General features: G+C 45.3%; 10 protein-coding genes. 9 read left to right on the top strand and 1 reads right to left on the bottom strand.

What is annotated here, in order from left to right; all coding sequences use genetic code 11:
* Position 1 precedes the first annotated feature (1 nt).
* The 4 genes from ACM0OZ_RS09775 (at position 2) to ACM0OZ_RS09760 (ending at position 5987) form a co-directional block, all read left to right on the top strand.
* Positions 2 to 2176, top strand: a complete 2175-nt coding sequence (locus ACM0OZ_RS09775; RefSeq protein ID WP_414582603.1) for an AGE family epimerase/isomerase — start codon at positions 2 to 4, stop codon at positions 2174 to 2176.
* 164 nt (positions 2177 to 2340) lie between these two features.
* Entirely contained in the window at positions 2341 to 4020 is a 1680-nt protein-coding gene (locus tag ACM0OZ_RS09770) for an FAD-dependent oxidoreductase (protein ID WP_414582602.1), read from the top strand.
* A 2-nt stretch (positions 4021 to 4022) separates the two neighbouring features.
* Positions 4023 to 5450: an ATP-binding protein gene (locus ACM0OZ_RS09765; protein ID WP_414582601.1), complete on the top strand. Its 1428-nt coding sequence runs from the start codon at positions 4023 to 4025 to the stop codon at positions 5448 to 5450.
* A gap of 234 nt (positions 5451 to 5684) precedes the next feature.
* Positions 5685 to 5987 carry a hypothetical protein gene (locus ACM0OZ_RS09760; RefSeq protein WP_414582600.1) on the top strand — a complete coding sequence of 101 codons (303 nt, stop codon included), beginning with the start codon at positions 5685 to 5687 and terminating at the stop codon, positions 5985 to 5987.
* Between the two features lie 232 nt (positions 5988 to 6219).
* Here the strand turns inward: ACM0OZ_RS09760 and ACM0OZ_RS09755 are convergent, their stop codons facing one another.
* A complete protein-coding gene (locus tag ACM0OZ_RS09755) occupies positions 6220 to 6543 on the bottom strand; it encodes a DUF1816 domain-containing protein (protein ID WP_414582598.1) in 324 nt (107 codons plus the stop codon).
* A gap of 617 nt (positions 6544 to 7160) precedes the next feature.
* On the opposite strand from ACM0OZ_RS09755, the gene ACM0OZ_RS09750 reads away from it, so the two are divergent.
* The 5 genes from ACM0OZ_RS09750 to ACM0OZ_RS09730 all read left to right on the top strand — a co-directional run bounded on the left by ACM0OZ_RS09750 (position 7161) and on the right by ACM0OZ_RS09730 (position 13586).
* The gene (locus ACM0OZ_RS09750) at positions 7161 to 7508 is read left to right on the top strand and encodes a carboxymuconolactone decarboxylase family protein (protein WP_414582597.1); all 348 of its coding nucleotides are present in this window, start codon (positions 7161 to 7163) and stop codon (positions 7506 to 7508) included.
* A gap of 120 nt (positions 7509 to 7628) precedes the next feature.
* On the top strand, positions 7629 to 9200 hold the full coding sequence (locus ACM0OZ_RS09745) for an EthD domain-containing protein (RefSeq protein WP_414582596.1): 1572 nt from the start codon (positions 7629 to 7631) through the stop codon (positions 9198 to 9200).
* Between the two features lies 1 nt (position 9201).
* On the top strand, positions 9202 to 11733 hold the full coding sequence (locus tag ACM0OZ_RS09740) for an EthD domain-containing protein (RefSeq protein WP_414582595.1): 2532 nt from the start codon (positions 9202 to 9204) through the stop codon (positions 11731 to 11733).
* A gap of 188 nt (positions 11734 to 11921) precedes the next feature.
* On the top strand, positions 11922 to 12770 hold the full coding sequence (locus ACM0OZ_RS09735; RefSeq protein WP_414582594.1) for an AtaL-like protein: 849 nt from the start codon (positions 11922 to 11924) through the stop codon (positions 12768 to 12770).
* A gap of 186 nt (positions 12771 to 12956) precedes the next feature.
* Positions 12957 to 13586: a DJ-1/PfpI family protein gene (locus ACM0OZ_RS09730; protein WP_414582593.1), complete on the top strand. Its 630-nt coding sequence runs from the start codon at positions 12957 to 12959 to the stop codon at positions 13584 to 13586.
* Positions 13587 to 13627 lie beyond the last annotated feature (41 nt).

Raw genomic sequence — 13627 nt, 5'->3', positions numbered from 1 at the left:
GATGAGTAACATGGGCTTCTCGTTTTCAGATTCGATCGCTGGTTATATTACTGATTTTGACTCACAAAAGGGAGCTTTTGGTACTTTCGACCTCAACACGTCAGATGGCAGCAAATTTGAGGTAGCATTAACCTCAATGACCTCTGCTGAACTGGTGCGCAATCTTGGAGAGCCTTACTACGATTGTACTAGCCAAATTGGATCAATGCTTGTCCCAAGTCGGTATCTCTTCGTGTATGGCATTTTCTATCCTGAGGCGGGTCAGTACAAGTTTGAAGGCAAACATATAGTCTTTCTGGGTAGAACAGAAAGTGAGTATGTTTTTGAAAAACCAAATTGGTGGGTCAACCAGATACAAAGCCTTGCCAATTTTTATCTAAAAGCGCAGTTCATTGATGGGGAAATTGATTATCGTAATTATCGCACGGAGCTAAGCTGGGTTGGTACAAAGCGAGGAACCAATCGTCAGGAAACCGACACCATTTCGCGTCTGGTTTACGGTTTCGCCACAGCCTACTTGATGACTGGGGAAGACCGTTACCTAGAGGCTGCCGAAAAAGGGACTGAATACCTGCGTGAACACATGCGTTTTCTCGATGAGGGCGAAGGAATTTGCTATTGGTATCATGCAATTGACATTCAGCCAGATGGCAGCGAGCAGAAAATATTTTCCTCAGAATTTGGGGATGATTATGATGCTATCCCAGCTTATGAGCAGATTTATGCACTGGCTGGCCTTACCCAGACCTACCGGGTAACAGGCGAGCCACGTATTATGAATGACATTGAGTTGACCATGAATCTGTTTAACAAATATTTCCTGGACAAAACGGACAAAGGGGGGTTTTTCTCACACATTGATCCGATTACCCTCAGCCCCCACTGCCAGTCTTTGAACCATAACCGCGCGAAAAAGAACTGGAACTCGGTAGGAGACCATGCCCCAGCCTATCTAATCAATCTCTGGCTGGCGACAGGTAAGGACGAATACGCCGATTTGCTTGAGTACACATTTGACACAATTGAAAAGCGTTTCCCAGATTACGATCATAGCCCGTTTGTTCAGGAACGTTTTCATGAGGATTGGAGCCACGACAAGACTTGGGGATGGCAGCAGAACCGAGCAGTTGTGGGCCACAACCTCAAAATTGTTTGGAACCTCATGCGTATGCACCACCTGAAACCAAAAGAAAAGTACGCAGCCTTGGCCGAAAAGATTGCAAGAATTATGCCTGCAGTTGGTAGCGACCAACAGCGTGGGGGGTGGTACGACGTCGTGGAACGCATACTAGAACCAGGACAAGAGGCACACCGCTTTGTATGGCATAACCGCAAGGCTTGGTGGCAGCAGGAACAGGCTATTTTAGCCTACCTGGTTCTGGCTGGCTCACTTGAAAACCCTGAGTATCAAAGGTTGGGTCGTGAATCGGCAGCTTTTTATAACTCTTACTTCCTTGATACCGAAGTTGGAGGTATCTACTTCAATGTTTTTGCCAATGGACTTCCTTACCTACTGGGAAAAACTGAGCGAGGCAAAGGCAGCCACGCGATGAGCGGTTACCACTCGTTCGAGCTGGCCTACTTGGCTTGTGTTTATACGAACCTGCTGATTACTAAACAGCCGATGGATTTATACTTCAAACCTCAGCCAGGAGGCTTTAAGGACAACATCCTCCGGGTTGGGCCAGATATTCTTCCACCTGGCAGCGTGCGCATTGGCGAAGTATGGATTAATGGGCAACTGTATTCGGATTTTAATGCCGAAAGCCTGACTGTTAAACTGCCATCCACTCAAGATGAATTGAAAGTTCGAGTGAGGCTTCTTCCCACTCAGGTATTTTTTAACGCAACATTGCTAGATGTAATTGAAGGTACTGCCAAGATATCCTTAACTGGCTTACTGGATGCAAGTGCTGTACAACTGCTTCAAGAAGAGTTGCAGAAAGCAACGCAAAAGCCAATCAAACGCCTCGTCTTGTTGCTACAAAACCTGGAATGTATAACCAGTGCTGGTCTGCGGGCCCTCATTTTCACTAAGCAAAAGCTGGGTGCCAATGTTGAAATCTATGTAGTTGGTGCACCTGACCATGTGTTGCATTTCCTCAAGATGAGTGCATTCTGCGAGGGCGTCACCGTGTTGGATAACTATGAGAGTGTCGAGATGGCAACTGTATAGGTTCTATTGCAATTCTTAAATGAAGTGCATCTAAATTAAAGGAGTCAGGAGTCAGAATATTGAGAATTCTTAACTCCTGACTTTTGTCTTCTGACTCCTCAAGTTTGAACGTATTGCAGGCAATTGAGAAGCGCTATATTGCAAGAACTTTTTAAGGAACGATTGTGGCTAACCCTGTACTAGCTAAACCTGTACTGCTTACGATAGACGACGACCCTGAAGTTCTGCGGTCAGTAGAGCGTGACCTCCGAACCGAGTACGGCACGCGCTTCCGGGTACTGCGAGCGGACTCAGGTGCAACAGCCTTGAAGGTGCTACAAAAGCTGAAACTACGCAATCTGCCAGTAGCGCTGTTGCTGGTAGACCAGCGGATGCCGCAGATGAGTGGCGTGGAGTTCCTTGAACAAGCAATGGAACTTTTCTCCGACGCTAAACAGGTCTTACTGACGGCGTATGCTGACACCGATGCTGCTATCCGTGCCATTAACACTGTGAAAATTGATTACTACCTGTTGAAGCCATGGGACCCCCCTGAAGAGCGCTTGTACCCCGTTCTGAATGATTTGCTCGATGACTGGCTCTCATCGTTCCGTCCCCCATTTACAGGGATTCGCGTCATTGGCAACCGCTGGTCGCCTAAGTCACATCAAACCAAAGACTTCTTGGGCCGCAATCAAGTGCCCTATCAGTGGTTGGACATCGAGACAGATGAAGAGGCGCGCCGCCTAGTTACATACGCCGAATGTGATAATATGCAACACCTGCCGCTTGTACTCTTTCCTGACGGTTCGCGTCTGATACAGCCGACGAACGTCCAAATTGCTGAGAAAATTGGGCTGAGGACGCAGGCTGAAAGACCGTTCTACGACCTGGTCATCGTGGGCGCTGGACCCGCTGGCCTGGCAGCAGCGGTCTATGGGGCATCTGAAGGGCTAAGCACGGTGATGATTGAACGAGAGGCTCCAGGGGGGCAGGCGGGGTCGAGTTCCCGCATCGAAAACTACTTGGGCTTTCCAGTTGGACTTAGTGGAGGGGACTTGGCTAGGCGTGCCGTGGCTCAGGCTAAACGGTTTGGCGTGGAGATCCTCACACCTCAGGAGGCGACTGGTGTTCGCGTGGAGGGCCCCTATCGGATTGTCACCCTGGCGGATGGGAGCGAGATCAGCTGTCACGCGCTGATGATTGCGATCGGCGTGACGTGGCGGAAGCTCAACATGCCCGGCATTGAGCGGCTGACTGGGGCTGGCGTGTACTACGATGCAGCGCAGACCGAAGCGATCGCCTGTAGCGGTGAAGAGGTCTATATCGTCGGTGGGGCGAACTCGTCTGGACAGGCGGCGATGTACTTTTCTAAGTACGCCCGCAAAGTAACCATTCTAGTGCGCGGCGACTCCCTCGCTAAAAGCATGTCACAGTACTTGATTGAGCAGATTTCGGCGACAGACAACATCATAGTAAAGGTGCATTCCAGTGTCGTCGAGGTCAAAGGTGAGACTAGCTTGGAGGCGATCGCTATCGCTAATATCGTCACTGGCGAGAAGCAAACTGTTCCCGCAACTTCGCTGTTTATCTTTATCGGTGCGCTGCCGCGTACCGATTGGTTGGATGGCGTTGTGGAGCGAGATGAACAAGGGTTTATCCTGTCTGGACCTGACTTAATGCGTGAACGCCGTTGCCCGCGAGGCTGGTTCCTGGATCGTGACCCCTTTTTACTTGAGACGAGTGTACCCGGCATCTTCGTCGCTGGAGATGTGCGTTATGGGTCGGTAAAGCGAGTCGCTTCCGGGGTGGGCGAAGGTGCGATCGCCGTTCAGTTCATCCATCAATATCTTAGCAAGGTGTAATTATGTTGGACGCTTTGCGCTCTTGTTCGCTCTTTGCACAATTGACAGATGAGCAATTGCAATGGTTGTCTGAACACGGTCACGAACTCTGGCTAGTTCCAGGAGAATACTTATCCCTTGAGGGAGAACCGTTAGACAATTTTTATGTGCTGATAGAAGGCGAGATTGAGCTAACAAAAAAGGTTGGCAATGTGGAAAGGTATGTGATGACCTTTGGTCCTGGAACATATACGGGTCATGAGTTGATTTTATTAAACAGACCCTATATTGCCAATGCGCAGGCCGTCAAAGCAAGCTATCTGTTGAAATGGGACACAAAAACTTTCTGGGAAATGCTCACAATCTGTCCTTCGATTACACGTGACCTTCTGAGCATTACAGCGCAACGGGTGCAAATCCTGGAGACAACGTCACGGCACCACGAAAAGCTAATTGCACTCGGCACCTTAGCTGCTGGTCTTGCCCACGAGCTGAATAACCCAGTTACAGCGGTCTCCCGAAGTGCCTCGCACTTGCAGGAGATATTTCAACAGTTGCTATCCTTTGCACTCAAGCTTAATCAAAAGCAGATGACACAAGAGCAGCTTTTGTTTCTTGACAACTTGCTGCGCAACGCGATCGCACGTCCCGAAACATCATCCCACCTAGATCCACTGACGCAGATCGACCGGGAGGAGGAGGTCACAGCCTGGTTGGACTCACACAACGTGGCTGATAGCTGGAAAATCGCCCCCACCTTAGTCTGGGCAGGATTGGACACTCAATCGCTGAATACCATTGTGGAGCAGTTGACCACTGAATCTGAATTGCTCGGCAAAGTGCTAACTTGGCTCGAGGCAACGCTGACAGGGGTTGAGCTGTTGGACGAGATCGACAAAAGCTCGGGGCGCATCTCTGAACTGGTCAAAGCAATCAAAGAGTATTCGTATATGGACCAGGCTCCGATGCAGGAGGTGGATGTACACCACGGTCTCGAAAATACGCTGACTATTCTGGGTCATAAGCTCAAGTGCGGTATAACTGTAAGGCGCGATTATGATCGGAGCTTGCCACTCATCTGTGCCTATGGTAGTGAACTCAACCAAGTGTGGACCAACCTGATTGACAATGCCATCGATGCAATGGGTGGACAGGGACAAATCTGCATTCGCACAGCACGAGAGAATAACTGCTGCATACTGGTGGAGATTACCGACAACGGTCCAGGCATTTTGCCAGAGATTCAAGGGCGCATTTTCGAGCCGTTCTTTACTACTAAGGGGGTGGGTAAGGGAACCGGCTTAGGTCTGGTCATTAGCTACAGGATTGTTGAGAAGCATAAAGGCGAAATCTACTTGTTTTCCGAATCAGGAAACACCCGCTTTCAGATTATTTTACCCATTTTAGCGGACAAGGATATCTTTCTAAAACAATCAGCAAAGCGCACTTAAGGATCACCTGATACAATGTAAATGCCCTTTGCAAGCATTATTGGAATCTGCCAGAGAGCAAAGAGGCATTTATTGTTTATTTAATATATTACCACAAATAGAGGTTTTTCTGTGACGCGGAACTTTTCTAGGATCATTTTAAGTCGGGAATTGTGACCAGGATATTGTCAAATTAACTGAAGGCTCGCAATATACAGCACAAGAAAACAACCACAACATGTAGCAAGCAAAACTATGGATATTGCAGAACTGACAGCAGCCCTCAAGGAATTGAGAAATGAAGCGCTCTCCGAACTAACCAGACACAGGGATACGACTAAAGACATTTGGGATTTTTCTGCCGAGATCCTAGAAGTTATTGAGAAATGGTATGCAATGGGACATCAAGTGATAGTCGAAGCTTTCCCTACAATTCACCTTGAGATTGAGTTCACTCACAAGCAAGCCCATCAAATCTTACGTAACTATAGGACCTTGACTGAAGGTCTGCTCACAGAATTTAAAAAGGCGATGGAACTGGCAGCCCAAAACTACTGATTGGGCATGAGCAGAGAGTCTAAAAAACTAGGGGAGATTCTGAGAACTGTGGGTAAATATTTGTCTCTAGGTATGATACGATGTAGTCAATCTAATTCATAATTAATAATTACCAATTGATAATTAGAACCCCATGCATAAATGCCGGGGCTTGAAGTCAGGAATAAATTGATTTTTATCCATCAATAAATTGAGGGGCTTGTACCAAAAATTATGAATTATGAATTCATAATTATTTGGTCAGTGCTTTGAGGTCTTGCTCTAGATGGATCAGACACTTCTGTTTTGCTGCTGCTTGGGGATCATAGGCACTAAAACAATCACTACCTTCTTCAAAAATAGTTAATTCTTTTGGCTGGCACTGCTTAACTTGAATACGAATTTCTTCATATCCCTCCTGTTGTAGATCCTCAACGTAGCCAGGTAGAAACCATTGAGCTTCCTGCAGACTTAAAAAAGGTCCAAAGTAGTAGGTACAGCAGGGCTGCTTAGTGGTAATTTCCACCCACAAGGCAAATTCCAAATGCTCATCTTTAAAGGTTGTTGTCAAATTCATCGGGTGTTCCCGGGAGTTCAAGGTATAACTATAAAGTGAGGTAAGTAGGTCGGTCTAAATAAACGTCTAGTGTGGAGTTAGGGAATGGGCTATGGGTTTTCTTCCATTGCGTATTGCCCCGTAGCTCTTGCCTATTGCCTTATATCGGGAGTGCAGTTTTTTTGTGCCTACCCACTCAGGGACTTTTTTTAAGTCTTTGATCATTAAGTTTAAGGAACGCGAAACATGACCGCAAGAGCCGATCTTTCGGAACAAGTTTGCATTGTTTCGGTTTTCCAAACGGTTTTTTCTCGCGGTAGGTGTAGGCAATCAAACCCCCGATCAGGTTGACTATGAAGTTAAACACACGCTCGTTGTCGGGAATGCGAGTGGCTGAGCAATGTTCGTAAACTGGTTGCTGGTCGTTGACTATCTTAACAAATGATCACAATGAATCGCCAGATGAAGCTAGCTCGGCATCAAGTAGACAAGTAAAACCGAAACAATGCAAACTTGCTCCGAAAAATCGACCCTTGTGGTCGTGTTTCGCGTTCCTTAAACTTAATGATTAAAGACTTAAGAAAAAGTCACTCTTCTTTTCCAGTTAAAAATCTAGTGTTCTTGAGGAAATTTAACCAATGAAATACAAAAATGCAGTTTTGGATGACAAAGAACTTCAAGAGGGTTTAAAAGGTATCAACCCGAAGTTTGGTGACTTTGTTACGAGGATAGCAGGTGAAGCATGGGGCAGGCCATTAATTGATCAAAAGACCAAAGCTCTAATCACCATTGCAGTTGATGTTGTGAATCAGGACCATACAGGTCCCGGCAATCCTTTTGCAGCACATGTGAATATGGCTCTCAAGCAAGGAGCCACGAGGGCGGAAATCGAGGAGGTACTTTTGTTCATGTGCGTTTATGCAGGATTCAATAAAGCAGCAGGTTGCTTCGGTGCCCTGAATGAAATTCTAGGTTCTCAACCTTAAAATTATACAGAATTAATCGCCTAAATTTGAGGATGCGCAAATGCGGTTCACTTTAACTCTCCGGGCTGTCCGCGTAGCTTAATTTCTTTATTCTGATGCAAACAAAGAGGTATTGGACAAATGATATTAGCAATGAAGAAGACCGATTATGCAATCCGCGATCAAAAAGGCAAAGCAGTATTCTACGTTCTTTTGTGGAAAAAGAAGGGAATAACGTTAGATAATTTCGATGACTACTGGAGAGATGTTCATGGTCCAGTCTGCGCCCGACTACCAGGTCAGCACCAATACTGGCAGTTCCACTTAGCTCATAATGAGGGTGACCTGCTGCCAGCTATTGATGGCATCGAGTACAACACTCAGCCAGAAGATCAGTTCGATGGCATTGCCCAATTAACCTTTGAGACAGAAGAAGAGCGTCAGACATGGTTCCAAGCTGCTGCCATTCTGATGGATGACGAACACAACTTATTTAGCAAGGCAATTGGATACAACACTACCCCTGGCAATTCCAAAACCTACGTTGATGGCATCGAAAGGGGTGATCCAAACGGAAAACTGGGTATCCTGAAGTTCCACGTCATGGTTAAGAAATCTGATGCTGTGAGTGTGGACGAGTTTCGCAAATATATGGCAGACAGCTTTGCTCCTGCTGTTGTCAACAGCAACTCAGTTCTCAAGTTCCGATTGCATCTGTTTGAGGAAGTAGACAATTCACGTCCAGATGCTGCGGGAGTAATTCATTATGAACCACAAGAGAAACAGTATCAAGCAGCTTTTGAAATTGCTTTCTCGAATCCTCTGGAAATGGGAAAGTTCTTTGCATCAAAAGAGTACGCTCAAGCTGTAAAAAATCAGTCCAAGTATGTCCAACAAATCAACGCTTTTCCCGAGCGATCTGCTTACACTTTTGTCTACGACGGGCAGATGACTCTAGCCGGTCAGCGGAGTTCTACAGTAGCAGAACTGATCACAAACATCGGAGCAACCAATCAACTCAAGGAGGACATATCATCTCTCATGGTAGCTCAAAATCTTATGGTTTCAAACTCGAATGGTTCCTTGAACAATGGTTCCTCTAATGGTTATGGTAATGATTTGCAAAACACTACAAATACTTCCCTAAAAACGCGAACTAATTACTACAAAGATTTGGCAGCTGATTATTCTAAGCCAGGGCTCGTTACTCCGTATGTAGCGAAAAAACTCATTGAGGATGCCGAAAAGTTCGTGGCGATTAAAGAACAGAGGCTGCCACAAATAGATTTTTATTACACACTGGAACAGATTGAAGAAGAGAACAAGGAATGGTGGCCCACTCATTGCGAGGCCTTGAGACAGGGAAGAGGCGATATTTTAACTGGCGAATATCGTGATGATCTCGTTTATTTCTGTCAGGATGGTCCGTATTATGGCTTGGAACAACAAAAAGCGCGAGAGCAACACTGGTGGGCATTAATTGCTCAACCAGGAGTAACCATGTGCTGGCCCACCGTCATGTTTCATGGTGAAATTGTTTACTTTGAATGGAAGTGTGTGGACGATCAGACAAACGAAACAATTGCTAAGGGAAATGTAACCTGGGTTCGACGTGGTCATCGAGGTGCATGCTACCTCAAAACCGAGCAGCTGACCTTCTACCGTGATGTTTTTGCCCCTAATGAGCTACTGAAGTTGATCGCCACAGTCTAAGATGACAGATGATAGGGGATATGAGAATGCAGTTCTCGATGACAAAGAACTTCAAGAGGGTTTAAAAGTTATCAACCCGAAGTTTGGTGACTTTGTTACGCGGGTAGCAGGTGAAGCATGGGGTCTGCCGTTAATTGACCAAAAGACTAAGGCCCTAATCGCGATCGCAGTTGATGTTGTAAATCAGAATCATACAGGTCCTGGCAATCCTTTTCCAGCACATGTCAATATGGCTCTCAAGCAAGGAGCCACTCGGGCGGAAATCGACGAACTTCTTTTATTCATGTGCGTTTACGCGGGATTCAATAAGGTCGCAGGTTGCTTCGGCACACTTAATAAAATTTTTGAGCAAAGTGGTGTTGTCCAAATGATATCAGCAACGAGAAAGGTCGATTATGCATGGCGCGATCAAAAGGGAAAGGTAGTATTTTACGTTCTTTTGTGGAAAAAGAAGGGAATAACGTTAGAGCTTTTCGATAACTACTGGAGAAATGTTCATGGCCCAGTCTGTGCCCGACTACCAGGTCAGCACCAATATTGGCAGTTCCACTTAGCACATAATGAAGGTGACCTATTGCCAGCTATTGATGGCATCGAGTACAACACTCAGCCAGAAGATCAGTTCGATGGCATTGCCCAATTAACCTTTGAGACAGAAGAAGAGCGTCAAACATGGTTTAATGCTGCTGCAATGTTAATAGATGACGAACATAACTTATTTAGTAAAGCGATTCGATACAACACTAGCACTGGCAATTCCAAAACCTATGTTGATAGCATCGAAAATGGTGACCCCAACGGAGATCTGGGTATCCTGAAGTTCCACGTCATGGTTCAGAAATCTAATGCCGTGAGTGTGGACGAGTTTCGCAAATATATGACAGACAACTTTGCTCCTGCTGTTGTCAAAAGTAACTCAGTTCTCAAGTTCCGACTGCATCTGCTTGAGGAAGTAGACAATTCACGTCCTGATACCGCCGGAGTATCACATTATGAACCACCAGAGAAGCAGTATCAAGCAGCTTTTGAAATTGCTTTTTCAAATCCTCTAGAAATGGAAAAGTTTTTTGCATCAATTGAGTATGCGGCAGCAGTAAAAGACCAGGTTAAGTATGTCAAACAAATCAATCCATTTCCCGAGCGATCTGCTTACACTTTTGTCTACAACGGTCAGATGACTCTAGCGGGTCAACGGAGTTCTAGGGTGGCAGAGCTAATCGCGAATATCGGAGCAACTAATCAACTAAAAGAGGACATAGTTTTTCTCATGAACAGCAAGCAGAAGCAAGACATAGTTTCTCTCATGAACGGCAAGCAGGATATTAATTCTGGGTTAGGTCATTACCTGCAAGGAGTGCAACACTTCGGGATAACAGTTGATGATATGCCAAAAGCCATCGAATTTTACACAGAGGTGTTAGGGGGGAAAATAGCCATTGGTGGAGATAGTTTCGTTGGCGAAGTGCTCCACAATACTCTCTTTCAAAAAGAGGATATTGATGCGAATGAACTAGGTGTTAACCCTAAAACTCTTGGTGTTCCCAACCTAAGAGATGCTTCAGAAGCGGCGTTGGACGTTAGGTTCATTTCATTTGGCAACACCTGTGTTGAACTCATCCATTTTAGAGATGCGGCGTTATCAATGAGTGCACCTAATATTTTTGGAAGAATTCCTTCCGGCGTTGGTCACGTGAACGCGCCGCACCTCTCTTTTCATGTAAAAGATGATGTGGATCTCAATCTGTTTGCCAACATTTTGGAAGAAGAGTGTCAAAAGCGGGGAATGACTAACGTTGTATGTAATCGAGTCATTCATGTTAAATCAGAAGAGGAAAGGAAAAAGGTTGCACTTAAGTATAATGCCAACAAATTTTGGAATGAATCAGAATATTTTATTGAAGGCTACTCAGATTTAGAGTTCGGTGATTTTCATGGATGGTCATTGTTTTACTGTAAAGGGCCAAATGGCGAACAGCTGGAATTTAACCAAGTGACTCGTACAGCAAAATCACGTTTTAAAAAAGCACAGGAGGAGTATAACAAAGCGAACGGGACAAATTTCCGTTGGACTTTAGATACTGTAATAGAATCCACAACGACAAAGCAGAAATTAGATTCCCAAATAGAATCCACAACCAGAGATAACAGAGAAACTACGGGAGAAAGGTTTTCAGGAAAACTGATAGACATCGTTAAGCGTATGTTCAAAGCAGGCGAATCGATGAATGTGGAAAACTTCGTCAAGTTTTACACTGATGACGCCCTGTATCAGTTCAGTAACTTCCCGGTCGTGTACGGACCGCAAGGCATCCGCGACGCTTCAGTTGACTTCCTCAAGAACGTTGAACAAGTGTACCACCACATGAAGAATATGTGGGAAGTGGGAGACACAGTAGTTGCCGAAATGGAAGTAACCTACATCCGTTATGACGGCAAGGTGCTTACACTTCCCTGCTGCGACACCATTCGATTTAAGGGCGACAAGGTTCAGGAATTGCGGATCTACATGGACATATCTGTGGTGTTCGCCTGAAAACCTAAGAGGCTCAACGAACCCCAATTGCACGCTTCAATTTGGTTGGAGTATGCAAGCCCCTGATTGTCCTACCTCAAACCTTGATGGTCTACATCCGGCAGAAGTACAAAGTTAATAGATGGGGAAGGGTGGAGTCTGTTGTCTGTTCTAGAAACCATTAGTTAACTGAAGGTCATTGAAAAGCTATGCTGTACTCCACATTTAGCACTTCTGTTAATACCACGACGGAAAGAGTATGGAATTTTTTGTTGGATAAAATGGAAAGACCGCAACAATATATTCCATATGAAGTTGAGGAATTTAAAATCTGGGAAAGGTATGACGATGGAATTCTACGCGAAATTAAAACGTCTGAAATGCATATGACAGAAAGAACCACCGTGGACAAACAAGCAGGAAAAATAACGTTCACTCTAGTGGAGCACCCGCTTTTCACTGGTCAGATCATTAACCAGGTAACCTCACCTGTAGATGACAATCCTGGGTCTTTTCCGATACTTACTTACACTTTTGACATAAAGCCTACTACCGAGAAAGCGGAAGAAAAAGAAGAAGCCCAGTGGTTTATTCGAGCTGCCCAACCCGAAATGATCAAGGAGGCTGTCCTTCATATGAAAAGTATCATAGAAGACCCAAACACAAAGCCGGGAAAATCAATGTCAGAAAGTTTTACAGGAGAAAAGATAGACATCGTCAAGCATATGTTCAAAGCAGGCGAGTCGATGAATGTGGAAAACTTCGTCAAGTTCTACACCGATGACGCCCTCTACCAGTTCAGCAACTTTCCGGTCGTGTACGGACCGCAAGGCATCCGCGACGCTTCAGTTGACTTCCTCAAGAACGTTGAACAAGTGTACCACCACATGAAGAATATGTGGGAAGTGGGAGACACAGTGGTTGCCGAAATGGAAGTAACCTACATCCGTTATGACGGCAAGGTGTTTACACTTCCCTGCTGCGACACCATTCGATTTAAGGGCGACAAGGTTCAGGAATTGCGGATCTACATGGACATATCTGCTGTGTTCGTCTAAAGACATAGGTATGTACATATGACATATCCTTGTCAACTCTCTAGCGATGCTTGTCGTTCGCGAAGTCTGCTCTGTGTCCTAGCGAATGTTTCACTTAATTACCCAGCACTATTGGTGCGGCGATCGCTACACTTTTGGCTGAGTCACTTAAGCAGTTTTAGACAAACCATACGGAATTAGGAAAACATGGCAAGTGGATCATCCAATATCAAAGGAAAAATAGGTGTACTCATTGAAGATCACTTTGACGACTTTGAGTTCCAAGCTTTCAATAATTTCTTCCCAGCGAATGGATATGAGGTAGAATACATATCCCATCTTTGGAATCAAGTGCAAGTGACGTTCAAGGGGAATGAATTGACACAAGAGGTCACGGTTACCGTAGAAGTGAACGATGTGGAGCCTACCAATTATGTAGCCATTATTCTCATCGGTGCATATGCCATGGATCGTCTTCGGTATGAAGCGCATCCTAAAGAGGACCAACCGAACCAATCTCCTGCCGTTAGATTTCTCCGAAAAGCTGTAAAGGCGATGGATGAGAGCCAATTAAAGATTGGAACTATCTGCCATAGCCTTTGGCTGTTTTGTGCTGCACCAGAACTACTGAAGAATCGCAAGGTTACGTGTGCTCATAACCTTATTTACGACGTCCAAAATGCGGGAGCAATCGTCGTTTTCGATGGCGATGGCACTAAGAAAGTACATATCGACAACAACCTCATAACCGGAAAACATCCCGACGTGGTGGACGAATTTATGAATGTTTTCTTAGAGGGAATTAACAAGCAGGCACTGAAAAAAGTTAGCGTCTAACAATTTGTACTCAGCAAGTGACTACGCTTTTTAAGTAGGCA

Origin of the sequence: Scytonema sp. PCC 10023, assembly GCF_963920835.1 — a bacterium.
Taxonomy (GTDB): Bacteria; Cyanobacteriota; Cyanobacteriia; order Cyanobacteriales; family Nostocaceae; genus Kalymmatonema.
The sequence above is the reverse complement of the archived record's forward strand: the minus strand, read 5'-3'. Positions and strand labels throughout refer to the sequence as shown.

Excerpts from the sequence above, each read along its gene's own strand:
- ACM0OZ_RS09775 (WP_414582603.1), top strand. The coding sequence starts at position 2 with ATGAGTAACATGGGCTTCTCGTTTTCAGATTCGATCGCTGGTTATATT.
- ACM0OZ_RS09765 (WP_414582601.1), top strand. The coding sequence starts at position 4,023 with ATGTTGGACGCTTTGCGCTCTTGTTCGCTCTTTGCACAATTGACAGAT.
- ACM0OZ_RS09750 (WP_414582597.1), top strand. The coding sequence starts at position 7,161 with ATGAAATACAAAAATGCAGTTTTGGATGACAAAGAACTTCAAGAGGGT.
- ACM0OZ_RS09740 (WP_414582595.1), top strand. The coding sequence starts at position 9,202 with ATGACAGATGATAGGGGATATGAGAATGCAGTTCTCGATGACAAAGAA.
- ACM0OZ_RS09735 (WP_414582594.1), top strand. The coding sequence starts at position 11,922 with ATGCTGTACTCCACATTTAGCACTTCTGTTAATACCACGACGGAAAGA.
- ACM0OZ_RS09755 (WP_414582598.1), bottom strand. The coding sequence starts at position 6,543 with ATGAATTTGACAACAACCTTTAAAGATGAGCATTTGGAATTTGCCTTG.
- ACM0OZ_RS09745 (WP_414582596.1), top strand. The coding sequence starts at position 7,629 with ATGATATTAGCAATGAAGAAGACCGATTATGCAATCCGCGATCAAAAA.
- ACM0OZ_RS09760 (WP_414582600.1), top strand. The coding sequence starts at position 5,685 with ATGGATATTGCAGAACTGACAGCAGCCCTCAAGGAATTGAGAAATGAA.
- ACM0OZ_RS09730 (WP_414582593.1), top strand. The coding sequence starts at position 12,957 with ATGGCAAGTGGATCATCCAATATCAAAGGAAAAATAGGTGTACTCATT.